A 19,333-nucleotide genomic window follows, 5' to 3' on the forward strand; every position below is an offset into this window, starting at 1 on the left:
CCATGCGCGTCGCCCAGGAGACCCTCGACGCCGAACTCAGCGGCCGCCAGAAGGGCGCGTCGAGCCCTCCGCGCCGCCCGGCGTCGTAGGGGCGTGCATGTATGGAATGTGCTGGTCACAGCACTCAGCGCGCCTCATGCCACGGGGTGGATTAGCCCGGTCGAAGGCGGGTACCCGCGCAACGGTCCCACCGGCCGTCGGACACCGAGGGAGATGACCGTCATGGTGCACGACACGATCAGAGTGAACGCCCCGCTGCGCCAGGTCTACGACCAGTGGACGCAGTTCGAGAAGTTCCCGCGCTTCATGGACGGCGTCGAAGACGTGCGGCAGATCGACGACCGGCACTGCCACTGGCGGACGAAGATCGCCGGTGTGACCAGGGAATTCGACACCGAGATCGTCGACCAGCTGCCGGACGAGCGCATCTCCTGGCGCACGGTGGGCGGCGACGTGAAGCAGAAGGGCGTCGTCACCTTCCAGCCCCTCGACGCCACGCACACCCAGGTGACGCTGGCCATGGACGTCGAACCGCAGGGCCTCGCCGAGAAGACCGGAGCGGCCATGGGCGTACTCGACAGTCGCGTCGAAGGGGACCTGCTGCGGTTCAAGGAGTACATCGAGGAGCACGACGAGGCGACCGGCGGCTGGCGCGGCCGGCTGAGGCCCGGTGACAGCCCAGGCTCTTCCCCCGACGCCCAGGGCAGTGGGCCGCCCATCGACCCGGATGACACGCGACACGGCTGAGGGCCGGCCCCGGCCCCGAACGGGCCGACGCCCTCAACCGGGATTCCCAGGACCACCACGGAGGTACCGTCATGGTCGCCATTCTTCTTGTCCTGTTGTTGATCCTCGTGCTCTTCGGGACGGGCTTCGCCGTCGAGGCACTCTGGTACGTGGCCCTCGCCGTGCTCGTTCTGTGGCTGCTGGGCTTCTTCATGCGCAGCGGCAGCGGCCGCTGGTACCGCTGGTGAGCCGGGGCCGGGGATCGCCGCCGCGCCCGTCGCGCCGCTCGGAGGCGCGGCGGGCGCCTCGCCGGGGTTGGGCCCGGCAGTCGTGGGCAGACGCCTACGGCGACGAAAGGAGTCGCCATGTTCTTGATCGGACTTCTTCTCCTCGCCGCTGTCGGCGCCTTCGCCGGGTTGCTCATCGCCGAGAACTCCTCCGGCGGCCGGGACTACACGGTGACGATGTTCGACAACACCGTTGCCACCGTCAACACGCTGGGCGCCTTCGTCGCCGGCGTCGGCATGACGCTGGTCGTCTGCCTGGCGCTGGCGTTGATGGTCGCCGGCAGTGCCCGCCGCCGACGGCGTACGGCTTTGCACCGCAGGGTGACGCGCCGCGAGGTCGCCGACGAGGAGCCGCCGCCCACCGACTACCCTCCGGGCGCATGGGAGCAGACGCCATCCCAGGCTCCGCGGCGCGACCAGGGCCCTTGAGGAGTGACCTCACGGCGCAGCGGTGGACGCTGTCCACCATCGGAAGGCGGCTCCAGGAGGACGACCCTGGCATCGGCCTTCGACTTGGCCTTCGACGCCGGTGTCAGCTCGGGGCCTGGGGCACGTCCCGCGGCGGTTGCGGAACGATCTGGAACCGGTAAGTCTCCCGTGCCAATTCGCGGCCGTCGGCATCGACGAAGCGGCCCGTCGCCTCGTACGTTCCGCAGTTCGCCGGCCCGACGGGCAGTCGCTCGGCCGGCAGCTGGATCTCGTACGGCCCACCCGCGCGGAACCCGCCGAGCACATGTGTGAACGTGGCGATCACGTTCCCGTCACGTGACCGCTCCTCGTCGAACTTCAGCCCGTCGATCGCCTCGTCCGTCCGGAAGGTCAGGACGGTGCCGATGACCGCGCCCGCCGGCAAGGCGACGGCCTCGTCCTCCTCCTCGTCCAGGGGGATCGTGCGTCGACCGAACTCGTCGGACACCAAGGTCACGTCCATCAGCTCGAAGTCCGCCATGCCGGACTCACGTCCTTCGCCGGGCCCCACAGCGCATATGCCCAGCCGGCGGGCGCCCATGCCGATCGTCACGCTGTGCACCGCCGCGGTACCGCCCTGCCGGTGAAGCGACGACGCGCAGCGTGGCGAGCAGCCCGGTACTCGTCTGCGCCGACGCGCTCTGCAAGGCTTCATGCCGCCCGGTCACGGCGTGACCGTCACCCCTCACGCTTGGTCGCGGCACGCCACTGCCGCAGGTCATCACGATCGTCCGGGCGCGGGAGGGGAAGCCGTCCGCGGGTACGCCGCAACCCTTGGAGGATTTCGCATGCCTCACCGCTCCGTCCCGCCCGAAGCCGCACGTCTGTGGCGGCAGTGGCGGAGGGACCCCGCGGTGGTCCAGACCCTGCGTTCGACCGCCGCGGCGACGATCTCGTACGTCGTCGCGCTCGGCCTCAGCTCCGAGCCCGCCCCGCTGACCGCTCCGCTCACCGCGCTGCTCGTGGTCCAGGTGACGCTCTACTCGACGCTCACGACCAGCCTGCGGCGGGTCAACTCCGTCGTCGTCGGCGTGCTCATCGCCATCGCCTTCAGCGTGTTGGTCGGGCTGACGTGGTGGAGCCTCGCGCTGGTGATCCTGGCGTCGCTCGTCGTGGGCCGGTTCGTCCGGGTGGAGGAGTTCGTTCCGGAGGTGGCGATCAGCGCGATGCTGGTCCTGGGCGTCACCCAGGTCGCCGACACCGCATGGGACCGCGTCCTGGAGACCCTGATCGGCGCCGTCGTCGGGCTGCTCTTCAACGTCCTACTCGTCCCGCCCATCTGGGTGGAATCAGCCAGCGACTCGATCGTGGACCTCGCCCGGCAGATGCGCCGGCTCCTGCTCGACATCGGCGACGAACTCGCCGCCGTCGCCGAGCCCGTCCCCGCTTCCGAGGACTCGGTCCCCGACCTCGAACCCGAACCCGACCCCTTCCGCTCCTCGCCCGAGCCGGCGGAGCGAGCCGCGGCGCGCCTCCACGAGGCCCGGCGCCTGGACAACGACGTGGCGGGCGTTGACGCGGCGCTGCGACAGGCGGAGGACAGCCTCCGGTTCAATCCCCGCGTGAAGGAAGGACTGCTGTACCGCATCGTGCTGCGCACCGGGCTCGACACCCTGGAGATCGCGGCCGTGGTGCTGCGGGTCCTCGCCCGCACGCTGACGGACCTCGCCAAGCAGCGCCGTGGCACGGCGCTCTTCCGACCCGACACGAGCCTTGCCCTTGAGGAGACGCTGCGCAGCCTCGGCGACATCCTGGTGAGCTTCGCCGTACTCGTCACGTCGGACGCGAGCCCCGGCGCGGAGACCGCGGAGAGCCGCCTCGCCGCCGAACTGGCCTCGGCACGCTCCGCCCGCGACCGCGCGGCCGCGCTGCTGTGGGAGGAAGCGCGCGAGACCCCTGATCTCTGGCAGCTCCACGGGGCCCTCCTTGCCGAGATCGACCGCGTCCTCGATGAACTCGACCCCGACCATCGAGGCCGCCGCCTCATGGAGGAGCTGGACCGCACCACCCGCGCCCGCGAGGCGCGCCGCCGCCGTGTCACTTCCTTCGCGACCGCCCCGCGAAGGAGGTGACAGCGCGCTGACTCGCTCTCATGATGAGGCCGGGCTCGCGGCTTCGGCCTGCCGTGAGCGGCGGATCCACTCGCCGCTGAGGCCGGTGGACAGCAGCCCGACCAGCAGGGACACGAGGGCGACGCCCGGGCCGGACGCCCAGTCGACCTTCGACGCGTGGACGGCGAGGACAACGGCCGCCGCGACCGCCACCCCGGGGACCGCGATGAGCGCCGGGCGTACGCGGGTGAGGTCGTCCTCGGCGAGGGCGCCGAGGACGCCGACGCCGAGGGCGAGCGCCCACACGCCCAGGCCCTGGGCATCGGCGCGTCCGACGGTCCACGGGACGAAGTCCGCCCAGAAACCGGGCAGGGCCAGCAGCCCCGCCCCGATGCCCAGCCAGCCGGCGCCCAGCACCGCCAGGAACGGCTTCGTCCACCCCGGCATCGGGGCCGTCGCGGCCGGGCGGGGCGCGGCCGGCCTGCGGTACTGCCCGAGGACGCAGACCACGGCGGCCAGGGCGAGCACCCCGAGCACGGCCACCCAGCCGAGGCTGAACAGGACGAGGAACAGCGAGCCGCCCACGGCCGCCTGGAGCTCGCTGCCGTTGACGATGCTCACCGCGAACAGGCCGACGAGGACGATCACGGTGGGCAGGACGAGCGTACGGACCTCCTCCCAGGCCCGCGCACGGCCGACCGCGAACAGTCCCGGTGCCACACCGACCATGGCAGCCCCGACGAGGCCCGGAGTCAGCGCCTCCGGCGACGTCCATGCGGCGAACACATGGCCCACCAGGCTCGCCACGGCCAGCAGTGCGCCCGTCAGGAGCGAGACGACGGCGACGACGGCCGACAGCACGGTCACCCCAGCGGTCAGCTCTCGACCGCCGACACCAGGACGCGCGCCATGGCCCGCGCCCGCGCCCGACGCAACCTCACCCGTCTCCGCCTGGCGCACCTCTGTCTCGTGCGTCTCGCCGCTCATCTCGTCTCCGCTCCGTGTCCGCGTGCGCGCCTGAGGGTCCTTGCAGGTCTCCGTGTCAGATGTGCGCCAGGTCGGGGGCGGCCGCCGAGGCCTCCGAGCCCCCGCCCATGGCCTGCCGCCGCGCCACCTCGCGGGCGTACAGCACCCGCAGGCTGACCGCCGTGGTCGCGGCGAAGGCGAGCACGCCGCAGCCGATGCCGACGCCCGCCGAGAGCGCGGTGAGCCCGTCGAGGTGCATGTACCGCTCGAAGCACAGCGTCGCGGCCACCGAGAACACCGGGGCCAGGCACAGCGCGGTCAGATGCAGTCGCCACTCCTCGCGCGCCCAGGGCCGCCCGCGTCGGCCCGCCACCCGCTGCCGCACCGCCATGACGGAGTAAGTCGCCGCGTACGGCAGCAGGAACGCGACGAGCAGCCGCCGCCCCTCTGCCCCGAAGTCCAGGAACGACCGGCCGATCCACACCAGGGCGGCCGCGCCGGCCACGTGGGCCACGGCAAGGACGGGCCACGCGGCCCACGTCCCGCCCTGCTGCGGAAGCGCATCGCGCCGGTCCATGGCGCGCGAGGCGAGCAGCGCGCCGAAGACCACGACCGACCCGAGGTGCATGATCGCGACCCGGTTGACGTCCTCCATGGGCAGCCCGTCCGGCAGGATCCAGGGCAGCGCGCCCCACTCCAGGCGCAGCAGCGGCGCCGTCATCAAGTACCCGTAGCACAGCAGCATCCACCGCTGGTGCAGGTCGGGCAGGCGGCCGAGCGCCGCGAGGACGCCGAAGGTCACGCTCAGCGTGGTGCCCACGAGGATCGTCGCGAGGACGAGCCAGAACGACTCCCCGTCGAAGGCGTCGCGCGGTGCGGTGCGCGCCAGGTAGACCGCCGCTCCGGCCATGGACGCGTACACCGTGAGCGCGTACACGACGCCGACGGCGCGGTGCAGCCGTACGCGCCGACGAACCGCCGACGACAACTGCACCGGCCCCAGCAGCATCAACGCGCCGCCCAGGACGGAGTGGAGGATCAGCGGGACGAGGCTGCGCCCGTACGGCCCGATCCTCGTCGCCAGGGCGTCGGCCACATACCGAGGCGAGACGGCCTTCCCGAGCAGCCACTCACCGAAGGCCGGCGCCCCCGGCCGCGCGTACGGCCACAACTCGGTCATCGCGATCGGCGCGTAGCCCACGCACACGGCCACGACGGTCACCGTGGCCACACGCCCCCAGCCCACTCTCTTGAGTCGGTCCACGCGCACTCCCCACCCGCCCACTCGCTTACTTACTCGCTCCATAGTCTCTTCTGGACTATCGAGAAGGTAGAGGCGTCCGCGCTGGGGGTCAACCGGTGGGTGACAAAGCGGTGTTGGGGAGCGTCAGGCGTCGGTGCGCCGCGCCCACTGCCAGAAATCCACCATCATCCGCTCATAGCGGATGCCGAACTCCAGCGCCCCGCGCTGCCCCTCCGTCAGCAGTTCGCCGACGCTCTCGGCGAGCGCCTCGTACTCCGCGAGGGTGCGCCGGTGCTCGTCGAGCTGGACCGGCGCGAGGGTGTCCGGGTCCGCGCCGAACCAGAGCTTGAGAATGCCCCGTTCGCGGGCCTCGACCGGCACGAAGGACGCGTCGTCGAGCCAGCCCCGCAACTCCGCCCGGCCGGCGTCCGTCAGCTTCATCAGCCGCCGGTTCCGCCCGCCGGCCTGGCGTGTCTCGGACAGCAGTCCGGCTTCGAGCAGCCGGTCGCACTGCGCGTAGACCTGCGCGTGCGGCATGGCCCAGAACGGCGCGACCGTCCGGGCGGCCTCCACCTTCACGTCGTACGGAGTCGCCTCACCGAGCTTGTCGACGATGCCGAGGACGAGGTACGAGGGTGTGGTCAACCGGACTTCAGCCATGCCGCGACCGTACCTCGCCGCCTCGACGGGCCTCCTTGGGGTACGAGAGGTGCGGGGGGCGAGTGCCATGCCGTGCGCGATGCCGTGTGCGATGCCGTGTGCCCGACTGCCGTCAGGTGTTCACGCGGCTGTTCGGGCCGTCCTGCCCGTCGGCGGACTCGTCGTTGAACCAGTAGTCGCCGGCCGCCAGATAGCGGAAGGCGTGGCTGCTGCTCCGCGGCAGTGCGACCGTCACGGCACGGGTCTCGTCCTCCCGTGCGCGCAGCGGGTGGGCGTGCGGATCCCAGTCGTTGAAGTCGCCGACGACGCTGACGGGGCCGGGCGGGATCTCGGCGGGGAGGACGAAGGTGACCTCGGTCCGGTTCTTCCGCTGCTTGCGTTCGAGCATGGCGGTGCGTCTCCTGTCGGCGTGGACGGGGTGGGAAGCGTGGGGCCCATCCTGCTCCCGCATGGGGCCGCGCCGTACGCCGACACGACCGTCGGCCGCAACATCCGGCCCGGCCATCGGGCCCGACCTGGGGTGACCGGGAGGCGCCGAACTCTCCCGCTGCACCATGTGAGTGACTGCCCCTGCGCGGCAGGGCCGGGCCGGGGCTGTCGAATTCCGGTTGAGGGAACTGCACTCGCGGCCCTAGGGTCCATGGTCATCGACGTGTAGCTCAGTAGCAGAGCGCCGGGCTCGGGACCCGGAGGGCGCGGGGGCGGAGCCCGCCACGTCGGCTATGGACGACGACGCTGAGCAGCAGCATTCCAGGACCGAGGACCGCGCCGCGGCGATGACCGTGGCGCCGTCCTATGCGGTGGGCCAGTTGGCGAAGGCCGCGGCCACCGCCGTACTCCACCCGGATTCCGCCACGCGTGAGCGCGCGAACGAGCGCGGGCGGCGCTGGCGCGCCGTGCTGGCGGGCATCGCCGAGGGCCGCCTGACGATCGGGTCACGGACCCCGGTGGCCGGCCTGCCCGCGTGGGTGACGCCTGAGGTGGTACGCGGCGGCTTCGCCACCGGCGCCGCCGGCGCGGCGGGCCCCCTCCAGCCGTACGAGGCGGAGGCCGCGCGGCGCTTCGGTGTGCCGCCTCAGCGGGCGGCGCTGTTCGCGTACTGCCTGACGGAGCCCGGCCTCGACGCGCTCGGGGAGCTGCTGGACAGCGGCCGCTACGAGGTGACGGTGCCGGAGGAGGCCGCGCTGCTCACCGTGGTGTGGTTGGCGCGGGCCGGCGATGTGGCCGCTGCCGTCGAGCTGGTCGAGGTGCTCGCGCCGCACGCCGACTCCCTGCGGTTCCTTCCGCGCCCGTCCGCCGTCCGCTCGGGCGACGCCGGGACCGTGCACCGGCGGACGGTCGCCGACGCCCGCGGAACTCTGGAACGGCGGCTGCCCAACGAGGCGGTGGAGACCCAGCGCGAGGCGCTCGCGATCTGGAACCCGTTCGCCGACGAACTCCTCGGCCACTGGCTGGAGACCGCCGGCGCCGGCCGCGTACTCGACAAGATCCCGGACGAGGACTGGTACGCGCGTGGGGCGGCCCTGCTCGCGCGGTACCGCGCGCTCGCCGCCGAGCACACCCGCTGCCGCAAGCACCGTGATCCGAAGGGGAACACGGGCATCATGATCGCGGCCCTGGAGGAATGCGTCGCCCGGCGGCCGCTCGATCCGCGGCCGTTCGACCCGCGACCGCTCGATGCGCGACCGCTCGATGCGCGTCGGCTCGGGCTGCTGCGTACGGCCGTCGAGGCGATGGTGCGTCGCCGCGGCCTGCCCGGCTCCGACCGGCACACCGCCCTGCGCAGGGAGCAGGCCGCGCATGCGGCGCTGCCTTCGCATCACGCGGTCGGGGCACTGGTGGCCTCTCGGCTCGCCGAACTCCCCCAGGAGACCGGGGCCGAGGAGGTCGGACCGCTGATCGCGGACGTGAGCGAGCACGAGGCCCGGGAGTCCGGTGTGCCGGCGGGCACCGCGCTTCCGGCGCCGATCCGCCGGACGGTCGAGGCCACGCTCAGCGCGCCGCTCCCCACGCTCGTGGAGCGCGGAGTGGTGCCGTCCGCCGAGGTGTTGGCGGAGCTGGTGCCCCAGCTGGTCGCCGAGGCGACAGCTCGGACGTACCCGGAGGGGGCGCTGCGTACGCTGATGGCCGCCAATTACCGGGCCTTCCGCAACCGTCGCTCCCTCCTGCTGCTGAACCTGGAGCGGCAGGTCCGCGTCGAGGAACTGCCGTGGGTGCGCGCCGTGGAGGCGATGCGCGGGGCCGGCTCGGAGGACGGGCTGGACCGGGGTGTACTGGACGGCGCGGAGGGCGGTGCGCAGGCGGCGCGCGACGCGTTGCGGGAGCTGGGCGAGGCGGCGGTCCAGGGCTTCCCGGGGACGCTCCTGCCCAACCCGCTCGTACGTGAACTCTCCGTCCTCGCCCGGCAGGCGGACCTCGGTGCACCGCTGGTGGAGGAGCTCGCGGCGGACATCTTCATGGGCACGTTCAGCCCGAAGTTCCTCCACGCGGCGCGCGTCGCTGCCGAACTGCTCGGCGGGACGCTGTACGAACGCTACTACGGCGTCGACTACGCGGCCGTCCGCAACCTGGCGATCGTGGAGGCGGGCCGGAACGCGATGCGCACGTACAAGGCGCGCACCTCGCCGGACTTCGCCGCGGTGTGTACGGAGCGGGCGGGCGACGGGCACGCCGGCTCGTGGTCGGTGGCGGGCAACGGGATGGTGATCGAGCAGGCGCAGATCCTCACCACGCACAATCTGGCCACCCTCGTGCACCGCGTCGGCATCGATCCCGGCGCCGGGGGCTGGGACGGGCTCGCTCTGCGCTGCTTCGACACGGTGTGCCGGCTGACGGCCCGCCTGCACGGGCATCCGCGGCCGCTCGCCACGGTGAAGGACGCGGCGTACGCCTGGCGGCAGATGCTCTTCCACCTGTCGCTGTGCGAGCCCGCGGCGCGGGCGCGTGTACTGGCACGCCTCGACGGCGAGGCGTCCCGCTACCCGGCGCATGTCGCCGACCGGCTGGCCCCCGCCTTGGCGGGGCTTCGCCTGGTCGCGGAGGGCGGCGAACTGGGCCGGGACGGGTCTGCGGACGGCGGCCGCGCTCGTCGACTGCTCGGGTGGGCCACCGACGGCCACTGGATGCTGAAGCGGGCGACGCCGCACCCTCTTTGATCACGCCAGATCGATCTGTACGCTACCGTATACATGAAATGTACGGCACCGTATAGATGAGGAGAGGTCAGAAGCCGTGTCACGACGCACAGCGACCGCCTACACCGAACAGCCGTGGCGCATCCACGAGTTCACGCAGGACTTCACCGTCGAGGACGTGTGGTCCTTCCGCACTCCCGGAGCCGGGCCCGACGACTTCCCCACCATGCTGGCCGCGATGCGGGCCGGCGGCGGGCTCGCGAAACAGCCGCTGCCGGCCCGATTCCTGTTCGCCGTACGGTGGAAGCTGGGCGCGCTCCTCGGCTGGGACAAGCCGCAGGCGGGCGTCGGCCGGAGGGTGGCGTCGCTGCGCGACCGACTGCCCGACGACCTCCGATCCGCTCCTCGCGGCCATGACGACGCGAACATGCCCCTCAAGCCGGTCTACGAGCTCCCCATCGAGTCCACCCGAGAGCTGGCGAACAAGACCGTGCACACGGTGATGCACCTCGGCTGGGTACGTGGAGCCGACGGCGACTACGAGCTGCGGATGACCGTCCTCGTGAAACCCAACGGCCGTTTCGGGCGGCTGTACATGTCCGCCATCGCGCCGTTCCGCTACCTCATCGTCTACCCGGCTCTTACCCGGCAGTGGGAGCGAGCATGGCGCGACCGAGACCGACTCCGAGACGCCGGGGAGTCGAGTTGAACACCAGGAAGCGTCTGCTCCGCTGGGCGAGCGGAATCATGTGCACCCTGGGAGCAGGCCACTTGTCTCTGCTGGTGACGTTCGCCTGGGCGGACATCACCGGATGGGCGGCTCGGGGGATATGGGCGGCCGTCCCGCTGGCGCTCGCAGATGGCGGCAGCGGCGCGGACCAGACGGTGGAGTCCCTCCGAAACGAGGTCACCTTCTGGGCCGGCCCAGGCAGCTTCGCCGTCCCGCTGATCCTCTTGGGTTGCCTGATATGGCATCTCGCCGGACGCGGAGTGGCCGTACCCGCCGGCATCGGCTGGGGCCTCGCGGCGTGGTGCACGCTGGGCGGCGTTCTCCTCGTACCGTCCCCGTACTTCGCCGGGACGATCGCCGGCGCACTGGTCATAGCGGCGGCACGAACAGGCGGGACGAGCCGGACGAGAGGGAACCGGACGTGAGGGAGCCCGCCGACCAGACTGCCGCTCATGACATCGGCCGAAAGACGCGCAGATCACGCACTTCGTACGCCATCTCCTGCGTCGCCGGATCCGGCACCGGGTGGTAACGGCCCGCAGAAACAGAGAGATTGACGATCAGATAGGCGTGCCAGGTCCGACCTACGCCCCGTCCGTCGGAGAAGACCTCGACATCGTCGACCGACCACACCACGGAAGAAGCCCCGAACTCGGTCCGCAACCGCACCCACCCCCCGGGCCGAATCCCCGGATCACGGTGATAGTGGTACCCGCCGCGCACCCGATTCGAGAGCTCCAACAGATCCGGGTTGTCCGGGTGGTATTCGAAGACGTCGATCTCCTGCCCGCCGTCCCGCCAGGTCCAGATCGCCGGCCAGGCCCCGATCTCCTCCGGCAGACGCACGCGCGCCTCCAGGATGTCGCCGGTGCGCACCTCGAAACCTTCGGAGCTCCCCTCCGTCGTCAGAAGCCCCGCATCCCACAAGCCGTCTCTCCGCCGGGTGGCCCGTAGCACTCCCGATCGGCTGTGGTCGGCATCCGCCGTCAGATGATCGAGCTTGTCGTCCCGCGGGTTGACCGGCCCGCCGTCGGGATAGGCCCACGAACGTCCTGCGACCCACTGCTCGGTCGACGCGAAGTCCGCGGTGAAGACCGGCTGGCCGGCCGGAGGCGACGAAGACATGAACTGCTCCCCCGTGTTGCGCGTGTGCAATCGATCCACCAAGGTCCTGCCCGTGCGTCGAACCGATACACGAACGCCTCCCAAAGTGGCGTGTGGTCGCCACACGAATCCCGGCGGAGCGCCGCGATGCCCTGGTCAGCTACGGATGCACGACTGTGAACACGTCGGCAGGCTGTCAGAACCCAGCACTAGGCTCCTGCCGCATGACCATCCCTCCGCACGACGTCCCCGCGTCACTCCGTTATGAATCCCACCCTGATTCCAGGGCCGAGGGGGCGGACGACGATGCGTTGATCAAGGCTCTGCAGGTTCGCGCATGGGATCCGGGCCGGCGATTCGACACAGCGGACGTCCCCGCCACGTGGATAGCGGAGCGATACGGCACCGAGCGGTTGGACCAGGGCAGGGACGACATCGTGTCCTACGGCAGCGATGGAACCGTCCAGCTCCACTCGGGAACTGAGGAAGTGGCCGCCTACTACGCGGACGCTCCCCGCGGTCCGTTGTTCCCCCCAGTCACCCCGGCTGAGCTCGCGGACGCAGAACGCAGATTGGGACGCCGACTGCCCGACCTGCTCCGACGCGTCTACACCGAAGTCGCCGATGGAGGATTCGGCCCCGACAGCGGGCTCGCCTCCCTGACCGAGGGCCACCGAGCACCGGGCCACCTGTCCGACTGGCCGTGCACGGTCGGCATCTACGAACGCAACCGAACGACGGGCGTGCCGGCATCGTGGCTCCACCTCGCGTACGGCGGCTGCACGATGGAATGGCACCTCGCGCTGACCGCGGCCGACATCCCGGTCCTCCTCTACGACGCAGACGGCTGGGATCCCTCCGGGGGCGAAGACCCTCACGACGGCCTGCGTCACGCCACCGCATCACTCCGCCGATGGCTCTGGACCTGGGCAAACGGCGGCAACGTATGGGCCGAAGCCCTGGACCGCCACGTTGACCGAGACTGAGACGCCGCGACGCGCCATCTCGCAAGGATAGGGTCACAGGCCATGAGCAACGACTGGCGAACGGACCGCATCGGAAGCGCCCTTCGGGGCGAGAACCCCACGGTGCTCCGGCGAATGACCGCAGGATTCGCTGTCATCGGGGACGTGCAGTTCCTCCCCGGCTACTCGGTGCTCCTGGCGGACGACCCGACGACGCAACGCCTGTCGGAGCTGCCGAAGGCCAAGCGGCTGGCCTTCCTGTCCGACATGGATCGCCTGGGCGAGGCCGTCGAACGCGCCTGCCGACGACTGGACCCGGCCTTCCGCCGGGTCAACCTGGAGATCCTCGGCAACACCGACACATTCCTGCACGCGCACGTATGGCCGCGGTTCGACTGGGAGCCGTCCGATCTCGTCACGCTCCCGGTGTGGCTGTATCCGCGAGAGAGGTGGAGCGACGAGAAGTACGCGCTGCGCTCCGAGCACGATCCCTTGCGGGAGACGATCGTCGAGGAGCTGGACCGCCTCACGGAATGAGACGTGCGGGCCACCATCCCTGAGGCACCTCGGCCGGTGATCACTACAGATCCCCCCGGCATCGTTCTCGAGGTCCGGGACGCCGAACTGGGCGACGGCCCCATCGGCGTCTGGGCACGGGTCAGTCTCCGGCAGAACGGCCGGCTCGTCTCCGTCGACCGCGGCGCCCACCCCTCGCTCACCGCCTACTTCAACGCCGTCGAGGTCAAGGAGAAGTACAACGCGGGCGAACCCGCCGACGACTGGGACACCTACCGGGAACCGTGGAGCGCCGTACTCGCCCACACCGGCGGATACAGCGCCGAGGACGCGGAGAAGGCGCTGCGCATCGTACTGCCGGACGTGCTCCGCTTCGACCGCAGCCGACCGACCGCGTACCCGAACGGCCGCAAGCTCACCGACGACGTCACCTCCGCCCGGCTCGCCATGGTCTCCGGCGGCAAGATCACCGACGACCACATCGGCCCGCATACCGACCTACTGCCCGCCTTCCCCTACCTCGGCCACCCCCACCCGCTCTCCTGACAGCCCCCACACGTCGGCCCGGCCCACCGGCCGGGCCATGCTGCCAGTGCTCCCCCGCGGCACACTCGAGTGCACGCGCCCGGGCCGTGGTCCGGGTCAGGGGATCAGGCTGAAACCGAGCAGCACAGCAGCCTCGACGCGCACCGTTCCGGGCGCGAAGGCACCGTCGGATTCGGGGTCTCCGCCTTTGCGACTCCCGTGACTGCGGAGCCCGAATGATTCCGGGTCGACGTCCTGAATGTGAATGACGGGGCCCAGACGCACGCCGCACGCTTCCGCGTACACCTCCGCCTTGCGCCGTGCGGCCTCGACGGCCTTGCGGCGCGCTTCGTCCCGGAGCAGAGGCTTGTCGAGCACCTCGAACTGAACGTCGTCGACCCGGTTCGCGCCGGCCTGGACCGCGTCATCGATGAGGAGTTCGAGCCGGTCGAGGGCCGCGGTCTGCACGGTGTACGTCGCCTCACAGCGGTAGCCGAGGAACGTCCGGTCCGCACCGTAGCCGCTGAAGTCCGAGCGCAGCGCGAGACGCGATCCGGAGACGTCGGAGTCGGGTATCCCATGCTCCCGCAGCACCGCTCGCAGGCCGGCGACTGCCGCCCCAGCCTGTTCGAAAGCTTCCTTGGGCGTCGGTGCCAGAAGGTCGACCGCGAGCCTCACATGAGCGAGCCGCGGCTCCGCCGACACATGCCCTGCCCCCAGAACGCTGAGCCCCCAGGGCTGTTTGATCTCTGTCATGCGGTGATCGAATCATCGACGCTCGTCTTCCACAACGGGGTTCATAACCGTCGCACCGTGCGGCGGTACCCAGCTGTGAACCCGCCCGCCTCCTCGGCGGCGCCCGTGGCAGTCATCGTCCGCCGCCTCTCAGGCGTGCCCAGGGGCGGCGACCCGGAGATCGAGGATCTGTTGCGTGTGCGCGGGCACGTGGTCGTCGGCGAGGCCGCCGACGAGGGCTGCCAGGGGAATCGGCTGGTCCAGTACGAGGGCGTCGTTGGAGAGGAGCAGCGTTGGCACCAGGACCGAGGCGGCTTCCTCGGTGAGCCGGTCGGCGACGTGGCACAGGACAGCGGCCTGGCTCCGGACGTGGTCGATCAGGTCCGCCCGGCCTGCGTGTTCGGCGATGATCCGGTCGAGATTCCAGGAGTCGAGGCAGATCCGGTTGTCGAAGCTGGGCCGCGAGCCAGCCATGACGCCCAGGGCCACCGCTGCGATCGAGGCGTCGACGCTGAGGAGATGGGCCAGTATCTGGTCGGCGTTCCATCCTCCGTCGTCCGCGTCGCCGAGGCCGGGCCTGGCCGCCACTTCGAGCAGCTTGTCGTAGGCGCTTCGTAGTGCCGTCGTGTCCATGGGAGGTTCCGTTCAGTCGGGGTGCGTCGAGTCAGGGTTCGAATCTCGCTCCGCCGCCTCGGCGACGCGCTTGATGGTGGCGAGCCGGCGGTCCCACTCGGACGCGAGGGAGGCCATCCACCGCGCCGTCGTGTCCAGCGCCGCGGGCCGCACCGCGTACCGCACCTCGCGTCCGACCCGGCCGCCGGAAACCAGCCCGGCAGCGTCCAGGACGGCGAGGTGCTTGACCACCGCCTGCCGCGAGATCGGGAGTCGTTCGGCGAGCGTCGTGGCCGTGGCCGCGCCCTGCGCGGCGAGCAGGTCGAGCAGCTGACGTCGCGTCGGGTCGGCCAGCGCGGCGAGGACGCTGTCGACGACCTCGGCGGCGCCGGGACGTTCCTCCGTCATACGGAGGGTTCTTCGGCGCGCTTCTTGAGCGCGTCGAGCTCCAGCGGCCAGCCTCCGCTGTGGTCCTTCAGGTTCTGGCTGCGCAGCTCCTCGGACCCGGCCAGCGCCGCGAACCCGCTCTCGACGACCCGGAGCCGCGTCTGGTCGCCCTCCTGGGTCAGCGTGAACTCCACGAGGGTGCTGTTGTTCTCACGGAGCTCCTCTCCCGGGAACGCGCTGGTCCAGCGGTACGCCAGGTACGTCGGCGGCTCGACCTTCTCCACCCGCACGGGGAAGTCGCCGTGCTCGGAGTTCTTCGCCACCATCGACTCGCCCTCCTTGGCCACGGTGCCGGGCAGGCTCGCCTTGTCCGCCACCCAGAACCCGGGCTGGGCCACCAGCGACCAGACCCGCTCCAGGGGTGCGGCGATCAGGGTCTCGCTTTCGATCCGGTCCTCGCTCATGAGGGGCTCTCCTTCATCGTCACGATCGGGTGCAACCCCAGGGTTGCACATCGATCCCCAAGGAGCAACCCAAGGGTTGCACGTCGGCAGATATCGCACCGCCTCGCCCCGGCCGGGCGAGGGACCTCATCGACGTTGATCCGGCGGCCGAGCACCCCTCCCTCACCGTCCTCGGGCGGCTCGGCGAGCAGTTCCACGGCCGGGACGCATTCCGTCCGGCCCCACGAGTGTTCTCAGCAGGCCGATCCCCGCGGCGACCGCCGCGCAGTGCAGCGCGGCAGCGATGAATGGACTCTCCGGGAGCATCACGTCGCTCGGCCGGGCGAGGCCCACGATCAGCATGAGCGGGAGTTTCCAGCTGCTCCAGGCGAAGAGCGATCCCGAGCCGATCCAGCCCAGGGCGAGGAGGAGCGTGTGGGGCAGTCTGTCGGCTCGCGCCCGGGCGAGGGTCCAGACGGCGGCGCCGCCGGCCAGGGCCCACAGCGCGCCCAGTGCGGCCAGCATGGTTCCGTCGGCGGTCCGCCGGTCCGGGTGCGCGAGGCCCAAGGTGCCGCCCAGTGCCCAGTACATCCACACCGCGCCGACCACGAGCGCGACGGCCGCCGCCCACGGCGCACCGGCGCCCGCCCTGGGTCGCGCGGCGAACGCATCCGGCCAGCGCCGCTTCAGATAGGCCGGCAGCGCGAGGGCGAGTCCCAGCCCCATCCCGACGAAGCTGAACTGGAGCAGCGCGCGCATCCAGCCGGGCATGTCCGTGCCGCCGTCGCCGCGCGCGTACTCCAGCACGAAGCTGACGACGGCGTACGGCAGGACCGACACCAGGAACCCGGACCCGGTCCACGCCACGAACGCCACGAGCCACCCCGGAATCCGCATCCCCCAGGGCCGCACCAGGGCGAGGGCCAGCGCGATTCCGATCGCCGCCATGCCGACGGTCACCGTGTTCAGGAGCACCCAGCCGGCCAGGCTGTACTCCTCGTCGATCGGTATCAGGCCCAGCAGCGAACCGATCACCCACGACACCTTGACCACCAGGTACGGCGACAGCGCCAGCGCCGCTCCGTACCCCGCGTACCGACCGATCCGGTCCCAGCGTTCCATCCGGACGTCCCTCCTTGGCAGGACACCCAGCCTCCAGCGGAGCTGCGCCCGCGCACGTCCGCCCCGAGAACCATCCGCCTCCCCCGCGCGAGGGATCCGTGCGTCGCTTTCGGCCGATGTCACAGCGCGCGGAGGCATTTCGATCGCAGGCGGCGGTCCGACCCTGCCGCCCGCGGGTTGGCCGGGCCTGACGATGATGGGCGCATGACACCCATCACGCGCATGGACCTCACCGGATTCACGGAGCGGGAGACGGGGGTGTGGACCGACGAATACGGGCTCGTGCTGTCGGTCCACTTCTTCGGCCTCGTCCCGGACCTTCCCGCCTCCCTGAACCAGCCGGACCGGCTGCGTCAGGGACTCGCCGGTCTCGCCGCCCGGGCCGGCGGCGGTCTGATCGAGGCCGTGCTCGGCGAGGTGGACGCGGTGCCGGCCGTCCGGCAGCTGATCAAGGTCCCCCGGCCGAACGGGCATGGGCAGGTCTTCCTCGGGTCCTGGACGATGCCTCGGGCCACGTGCAGCACGGTGGTGAAGGTCCAGGCGGCCGAGGGCCAGATGACCGGGATGCGCGAGGCCATGGTGCTCGCGCAGGTGGGTCCGGAGCGGTACTTCGCCCCGCACCCGTACGGCGCGGACACGTCGGGCGGACTGCCGTACCACGTGGGCGACCACGAACACTGGGACGCGCAGTTCCCCGACCACCCCCTCACGCGCGTCCGCGCGGCGCTGGCGCGCCTCACCCCGAGCCTGGGGCTCCACGAGGGCTTCAAGGCGTTGCCGGCCTTCGGCGCTTGAGCGGTGCGGCCCGGCGGACAGGCCTGACCACCTGAGAGAGGCCTGCCCGCCGGGCACTGTCAGACCCCCCTCGTAACGTCGTGAGTGAGGGTCGGCACGGTGCCGGCCCACCGGCGCAGGGAGCGGTCATGGGCCAGATCAGCGTGAACAGACAGCACCTCAACCGACTGCTGGCCGACAGCGCGGCCGGACACGGCGTCCCGTACCAGCAGGCCTTCGCGGAGATCGCCGCGTCGCACCGCGGCCGGCCGCCGCACGAGATCCTGCCCGTGCTCAAGGACGCCGCCGACCGCGCCCTGCTCGGGTTCACGTGGAGCGACCTGCGCGAGCAGGCGGAGGCCATCAGCGCCGGTCGGCCGTACACCCTGCGCGTCACCGTCACCGGGCGCTAGATGGGTGCCGTGCGGCGGGAAGCTGGGCGCGGTCGCCGTCGCGGGGCTCCGGGCAGATGACCGCTCCACCCCTTCTGCTGCGGCAGGACTCCTGCCCTGGCGTGCTGGTGTGCCACGATGGCCGCTGGGAGGCGGGATGCACTACGTGGTGCTGGGGGCGCTCTTCGCGTTTGCTCTGGCTTTAGCGATAAGTGGTGTGGTCGAGCTTCTCACTGGGTGGATCCATCCCTGGGAGCGAGCCCGGGTCCTGCGTCCTGTGCCTCATGGGTTCGGGCAGGTGTTGAAGGGGAGCGGTCTCTGCTGTTTTTTCAGTGTCTTCGCCTTCACCCCGTCAGGGGACGTGCTCCCCTCACTCCTGACAGTGGGCGCTGGGCTCTTCCTCGCTGGAACCGTCCTGGTCGGTGTGTCCCAATTTCCAGACCGCTAACGCTGCCCGTCCGCCCGCCCGCCCGTCCGTCCGTCCGTCACTGGCTGGGGACCACCGCGGGGTGATCCTCCTTGCGGAACGGGTTCACGCAGTCGAAGAGCACCTGCCCGCTGCGCCTGTCGTAGTAGAAGGTTCCGGGGTAGAGGTCCTCTGTGATGGTCGCGTTGATCCGTTCGCTGACCATCCATTCGGCCCCTTCGGGCAGGAGTTTGTCGATCTCCGGCGGCAGGTCGGCGGGTGTCGCGGGCTTGAACTGCAATGCGGGATCGGCCAGGTCCTTCCTTAGGGCCTTGTCGTCCATGGCGTCGAGCAGCCCGACGAGCCGTGTGTCGGTCGGACCCGGGGCCTCGATACGGGCGTCGTCGCGGGTGCCCAGCGTGTAACCGCACCACGAAGTCGACTTCAGCCGTCCGAACGACGGGAAGCGAGACGTGATCTGATCGGTCTCCTGCCGCACTTCGCACGTCGCACCGCCGCCGCTATCAGTCCTCTCGGCGCTTCCGCAGGAGGCGACTGTGAGCATGGTCAGCAGAACGGCTGTCAGTGTTCGGCGTCGTGCGGGTGCTGTCATCGGTCGTCGACTCCGGGTGGCTGCTTCGGGACGGGGCGGCACACGGATTGAGTCGCCTCATCGACCGTCCCCGGTTCCGAACCATCGAGTTGAACACGTTCAACGACTCTGGCAGAGTGTCCGCGCCGCGGCCGCACACTCTGTGCGGGCCGACCGGGGCGGCGATCGGATGGGGGTCACAGTGGGAAAGAGCAAGCCGTCGCGGCGCTGGTTCACTCTCGCGTGCGCCACGATGGCGCTGACGGCGCTCGGTGCGTGCGCCGGCCCGTACCAGTACTACGGGGGGACGGGGCTTCACGACGCCACGACGGCTGAGGTCGTGGGGAGTTGGGAGAGCGTCGAGGAGACCCGACTGACACTTCGCGGGGACGGTACGGCGCTCTTCCAGCGGCTTGACGGCCAGGCCTTCGACTTCGACGAGGCCTGGCGGCTGTCCGGTACGGGGACGTGGCAACTCACCGACGACGCCGACGG

The 19,333-nt window shown here is 71.0% G+C and carries 24 protein-coding genes, 1 tRNA gene and 1 pseudogene; 14 read left to right on the top strand and 12 right to left on the bottom strand.

Annotation, left to right across the window (positions count from 1 at the left end; translation table 11 throughout):
- Positions 1-222 precede the first annotated feature (222 nt).
- From VIU94_RS20880 to VIU94_RS20890, 3 genes are all read left to right on the top strand, one after another.
- Positions 223-747: an SRPBCC family protein gene (locus tag VIU94_RS20880; protein ID WP_331913356.1), complete on the top strand. Its 525-nt coding sequence runs from the start codon at positions 223-225 to the stop codon at positions 745-747.
- A 71-nt stretch (positions 748-818) separates the two neighbouring features.
- Positions 819-974: a hydrophobic protein gene (locus tag VIU94_RS20885; RefSeq protein ID WP_331913357.1), complete on the top strand. Its 156-nt coding sequence runs from the start codon at positions 819-821 to the stop codon at positions 972-974.
- A 117-nt stretch (positions 975-1,091) separates the two neighbouring features.
- A complete protein-coding gene (locus VIU94_RS20890) occupies positions 1,092-1,442 on the top strand; it encodes a hypothetical protein (protein WP_331913358.1) in 351 nt (116 codons plus the stop codon).
- A 103-nt stretch (positions 1,443-1,545) separates the two neighbouring features.
- On the opposite strand, the gene VIU94_RS20895 is transcribed toward VIU94_RS20890, so the two are convergent.
- On the bottom strand, positions 1,546-1,962 hold the full coding sequence (locus VIU94_RS20895) for a hypothetical protein (RefSeq protein WP_331913359.1): 417 nt from the start codon (positions 1,960-1,962) through the stop codon (positions 1,546-1,548).
- Between the two features lie 307 nt (positions 1,963-2,269).
- On the opposite strand from VIU94_RS20895, the gene VIU94_RS20900 reads away from it, so the two are divergent.
- The gene (locus tag VIU94_RS20900) at positions 2,270-3,553 is read left to right on the top strand and encodes an FUSC family protein (RefSeq protein ID WP_331913360.1); all 1,284 of its coding nucleotides are present in this window, start codon (positions 2,270-2,272) and stop codon (positions 3,551-3,553) included.
- Between the two features lie 18 nt (positions 3,554-3,571).
- Here the strand turns inward: VIU94_RS20900 and VIU94_RS20905 are convergent, their stop codons facing one another.
- The 4 genes from VIU94_RS20905 to VIU94_RS20920 all read right to left on the bottom strand — a co-directional run bounded on the left by VIU94_RS20905 (position 3,572) and on the right by VIU94_RS20920 (position 6,789).
- Positions 3,572-4,519 carry a hypothetical protein gene (locus tag VIU94_RS20905; protein WP_331913361.1) on the bottom strand — a complete coding sequence of 316 codons (948 nt, stop codon included), beginning with the start codon at positions 4,517-4,519 and terminating at the stop codon, positions 3,572-3,574.
- Between the two features lie 55 nt (positions 4,520-4,574).
- On the bottom strand, positions 4,575-5,762 hold the full coding sequence (locus VIU94_RS20910; protein WP_331913362.1) for a DUF2306 domain-containing protein: 1,188 nt from the start codon (positions 5,760-5,762) through the stop codon (positions 4,575-4,577).
- A gap of 123 nt (positions 5,763-5,885) precedes the next feature.
- Positions 5,886-6,401 carry a PadR family transcriptional regulator gene (locus VIU94_RS20915; RefSeq protein ID WP_331913363.1) on the bottom strand — a complete coding sequence of 172 codons (516 nt, stop codon included), beginning with the start codon at positions 6,399-6,401 and terminating at the stop codon, positions 5,886-5,888.
- Positions 6,402-6,513: 112 nt separating this feature from the next.
- Positions 6,514-6,789: an isoamylase early set domain-containing protein gene (locus VIU94_RS20920; protein ID WP_331913364.1), complete on the bottom strand. Its 276-nt coding sequence runs from the start codon at positions 6,787-6,789 to the stop codon at positions 6,514-6,516.
- Between the two features lie 260 nt (positions 6,790-7,049).
- On the opposite strand from VIU94_RS20920, the gene VIU94_RS20925 reads away from it, so the two are divergent.
- The 4 genes from VIU94_RS20925 to VIU94_RS20940 all read left to right on the top strand — a co-directional run bounded on the left by VIU94_RS20925 (position 7,050) and on the right by VIU94_RS20940 (position 10,690).
- Positions 7,050-7,121 (top strand) — tRNA-Pro (locus tag VIU94_RS20925).
- A 2-nt stretch (positions 7,122-7,123) separates the two neighbouring features.
- On the top strand, positions 7,124-9,556 hold the full coding sequence (locus tag VIU94_RS20930; RefSeq protein WP_331913365.1) for a hypothetical protein: 2,433 nt from the start codon (positions 7,124-7,126) through the stop codon (positions 9,554-9,556).
- Between the two features lie 76 nt (positions 9,557-9,632).
- A complete protein-coding gene (locus tag VIU94_RS20935) occupies positions 9,633-10,244 on the top strand; it encodes a DUF2867 domain-containing protein (RefSeq protein WP_331913366.1) in 612 nt (203 codons plus the stop codon).
- The gene (locus VIU94_RS20940; RefSeq protein ID WP_331913367.1) at positions 10,241-10,690 is read left to right on the top strand and encodes a hypothetical protein; all 450 of its coding nucleotides are present in this window, start codon (positions 10,241-10,243) and stop codon (positions 10,688-10,690) included. Before VIU94_RS20935 ends, VIU94_RS20940 begins: the two co-directional genes overlap by 4 nt.
- Before the next feature lie 25 nt (positions 10,691-10,715).
- Here the strand turns inward: VIU94_RS20940 and VIU94_RS20945 are convergent, their stop codons facing one another.
- Positions 10,716-11,390: a glycoside hydrolase family 16 protein gene (locus VIU94_RS20945; protein WP_331913368.1), complete on the bottom strand. Its 675-nt coding sequence runs from the start codon at positions 11,388-11,390 to the stop codon at positions 10,716-10,718.
- 203 nt (positions 11,391-11,593) lie between these two features.
- Here VIU94_RS20945 and VIU94_RS20950 point away from each other — a divergent pair, with 203 nt between their 5' ends.
- From VIU94_RS20950 to VIU94_RS20960, 3 genes are read left to right on the top strand one after another with little or no spacing between them, the layout of a single operon-like run.
- On the top strand, positions 11,594-12,355 hold the full coding sequence (locus VIU94_RS20950; RefSeq protein ID WP_331913369.1) for an SMI1/KNR4 family protein: 762 nt from the start codon (positions 11,594-11,596) through the stop codon (positions 12,353-12,355).
- 42 nt (positions 12,356-12,397) lie between these two features.
- Positions 12,398-12,871 carry an HIT family protein gene (locus VIU94_RS20955; protein WP_331913370.1) on the top strand — a complete coding sequence of 158 codons (474 nt, stop codon included), beginning with the start codon at positions 12,398-12,400 and terminating at the stop codon, positions 12,869-12,871.
- 36 nt (positions 12,872-12,907) lie between these two features.
- On the top strand, positions 12,908-13,396 hold the full coding sequence (locus VIU94_RS20960; protein ID WP_331913371.1) for a DUF4331 family protein: 489 nt from the start codon (positions 12,908-12,910) through the stop codon (positions 13,394-13,396).
- A 96-nt stretch (positions 13,397-13,492) separates the two neighbouring features.
- Here the strand turns inward: VIU94_RS20960 and VIU94_RS20965 are convergent, their stop codons facing one another.
- From VIU94_RS20965 to VIU94_RS20985, 5 genes are all read right to left on the bottom strand, one after another.
- Positions 13,493-14,131: an SIMPL domain-containing protein gene (locus VIU94_RS20965; RefSeq protein WP_331913372.1), complete on the bottom strand. Its 639-nt coding sequence runs from the start codon at positions 14,129-14,131 to the stop codon at positions 13,493-13,495.
- A 129-nt stretch (positions 14,132-14,260) separates the two neighbouring features.
- The gene (locus VIU94_RS20970; RefSeq protein ID WP_331913373.1) at positions 14,261-14,743 is read right to left on the bottom strand and encodes a hypothetical protein; all 483 of its coding nucleotides are present in this window, start codon (positions 14,741-14,743) and stop codon (positions 14,261-14,263) included.
- Between the two features lie 12 nt (positions 14,744-14,755).
- On the bottom strand, positions 14,756-15,130 hold the full coding sequence (locus tag VIU94_RS20975) for an ArsR/SmtB family transcription factor (protein WP_331913374.1): 375 nt from the start codon (positions 15,128-15,130) through the stop codon (positions 14,756-14,758).
- Positions 15,127-15,573: an SRPBCC domain-containing protein gene (locus VIU94_RS20980; RefSeq protein ID WP_331913375.1), complete on the bottom strand. Its 447-nt coding sequence runs from the start codon at positions 15,571-15,573 to the stop codon at positions 15,127-15,129. The genes VIU94_RS20975 and VIU94_RS20980 overlap by 4 nt, the downstream gene beginning before the upstream one ends.
- Positions 15,574-15,735: 162 nt before the next feature.
- Positions 15,736-16,674 carry a hypothetical protein gene (locus tag VIU94_RS20985; RefSeq protein ID WP_331913376.1) on the bottom strand — a complete coding sequence of 313 codons (939 nt, stop codon included), beginning with the start codon at positions 16,672-16,674 and terminating at the stop codon, positions 15,736-15,738.
- 204 nt (positions 16,675-16,878) lie between these two features.
- Here VIU94_RS20985 and VIU94_RS20990 point away from each other — a divergent pair, with 204 nt between their 5' ends.
- A complete protein-coding gene (locus tag VIU94_RS20990) occupies positions 16,879-17,469 on the top strand; it encodes a hypothetical protein (protein ID WP_331913377.1) in 591 nt (196 codons plus the stop codon).
- Between the two features lie 128 nt (positions 17,470-17,597).
- Positions 17,598-17,861 (top strand): hypothetical protein, encoded by a 264-nt coding sequence (locus VIU94_RS20995; RefSeq protein WP_331913378.1) that lies wholly within the window; start codon positions 17,598-17,600, stop codon positions 17,859-17,861.
- 464 nt (positions 17,862-18,325) lie between these two features.
- Here VIU94_RS20995 and VIU94_RS21000 read toward each other — a convergent pair whose 3' ends face one another.
- Positions 18,326-18,745 (bottom strand): hypothetical protein, encoded by a 420-nt coding sequence (locus VIU94_RS21000; protein ID WP_331913379.1) that lies wholly within the window; start codon positions 18,743-18,745, stop codon positions 18,326-18,328.
- 295 nt (positions 18,746-19,040) lie between these two features.
- Between VIU94_RS21000 and VIU94_RS21005 the strand changes: the two are divergent.
- Positions 19,041-19,333, top strand: a pseudogene (locus VIU94_RS21005) (hypothetical protein); the annotation flags it as partial.

It is taken from the genome of Streptomyces sp. (genome assembly GCF_036566765.1).
Taxonomy (GTDB): Bacteria; Actinomycetota; Actinomycetes; order Streptomycetales; family Streptomycetaceae; genus Streptomyces.

Excerpts from the sequence above, each read along its gene's own strand:
- VIU94_RS20920 (WP_331913364.1), bottom strand. The coding sequence starts at position 6,789 with ATGCTCGAACGCAAGCAGCGGAAGAACCGGACCGAGGTCACCTTCGTC.
- VIU94_RS20965 (WP_331913372.1), bottom strand. The coding sequence starts at position 14,131 with ATGACAGAGATCAAACAGCCCTGGGGGCTCAGCGTTCTGGGGGCAGGG.
- VIU94_RS20885 (WP_331913357.1), top strand. The coding sequence starts at position 819 with ATGGTCGCCATTCTTCTTGTCCTGTTGTTGATCCTCGTGCTCTTCGGG.
- VIU94_RS20990 (WP_331913377.1), top strand. The coding sequence starts at position 16,879 with ATGACACCCATCACGCGCATGGACCTCACCGGATTCACGGAGCGGGAG.
- VIU94_RS20975 (WP_331913374.1), bottom strand. The coding sequence starts at position 15,130 with ATGACGGAGGAACGTCCCGGCGCCGCCGAGGTCGTCGACAGCGTCCTC.
- VIU94_RS20980 (WP_331913375.1), bottom strand. The coding sequence starts at position 15,573 with ATGAGCGAGGACCGGATCGAAAGCGAGACCCTGATCGCCGCACCCCTG.
- VIU94_RS20890 (WP_331913358.1), top strand. The coding sequence starts at position 1,092 with ATGTTCTTGATCGGACTTCTTCTCCTCGCCGCTGTCGGCGCCTTCGCC.
- VIU94_RS20945 (WP_331913368.1), bottom strand. The coding sequence starts at position 11,390 with ATGTCTTCGTCGCCTCCGGCCGGCCAGCCGGTCTTCACCGCGGACTTC.
- VIU94_RS20970 (WP_331913373.1), bottom strand. The coding sequence starts at position 14,743 with ATGGACACGACGGCACTACGAAGCGCCTACGACAAGCTGCTCGAAGTG.
- VIU94_RS20995 (WP_331913378.1), top strand. The coding sequence starts at position 17,598 with ATGGGCCAGATCAGCGTGAACAGACAGCACCTCAACCGACTGCTGGCC.
- VIU94_RS20985 (WP_331913376.1), bottom strand. The coding sequence starts at position 16,674 with ATGGAACGCTGGGACCGGATCGGTCGGTACGCGGGGTACGGAGCGGCG.
- VIU94_RS20930 (WP_331913365.1), top strand. The coding sequence starts at position 7,124 with ATGGACGACGACGCTGAGCAGCAGCATTCCAGGACCGAGGACCGCGCC.
- VIU94_RS20905 (WP_331913361.1), bottom strand. The coding sequence starts at position 4,519 with ATGAGCGGCGAGACGCACGAGACAGAGGTGCGCCAGGCGGAGACGGGT.
- VIU94_RS20915 (WP_331913363.1), bottom strand. The coding sequence starts at position 6,401 with ATGGCTGAAGTCCGGTTGACCACACCCTCGTACCTCGTCCTCGGCATC.
- VIU94_RS20880 (WP_331913356.1), top strand. The coding sequence starts at position 223 with ATGGTGCACGACACGATCAGAGTGAACGCCCCGCTGCGCCAGGTCTAC.
- VIU94_RS20895 (WP_331913359.1), bottom strand. The coding sequence starts at position 1,962 with ATGGCGGACTTCGAGCTGATGGACGTGACCTTGGTGTCCGACGAGTTC.
- VIU94_RS20955 (WP_331913370.1), top strand. The coding sequence starts at position 12,398 with ATGAGCAACGACTGGCGAACGGACCGCATCGGAAGCGCCCTTCGGGGC.
- VIU94_RS20950 (WP_331913369.1), top strand. The coding sequence starts at position 11,594 with ATGACCATCCCTCCGCACGACGTCCCCGCGTCACTCCGTTATGAATCC.
- VIU94_RS20900 (WP_331913360.1), top strand. The coding sequence starts at position 2,270 with ATGCCTCACCGCTCCGTCCCGCCCGAAGCCGCACGTCTGTGGCGGCAG.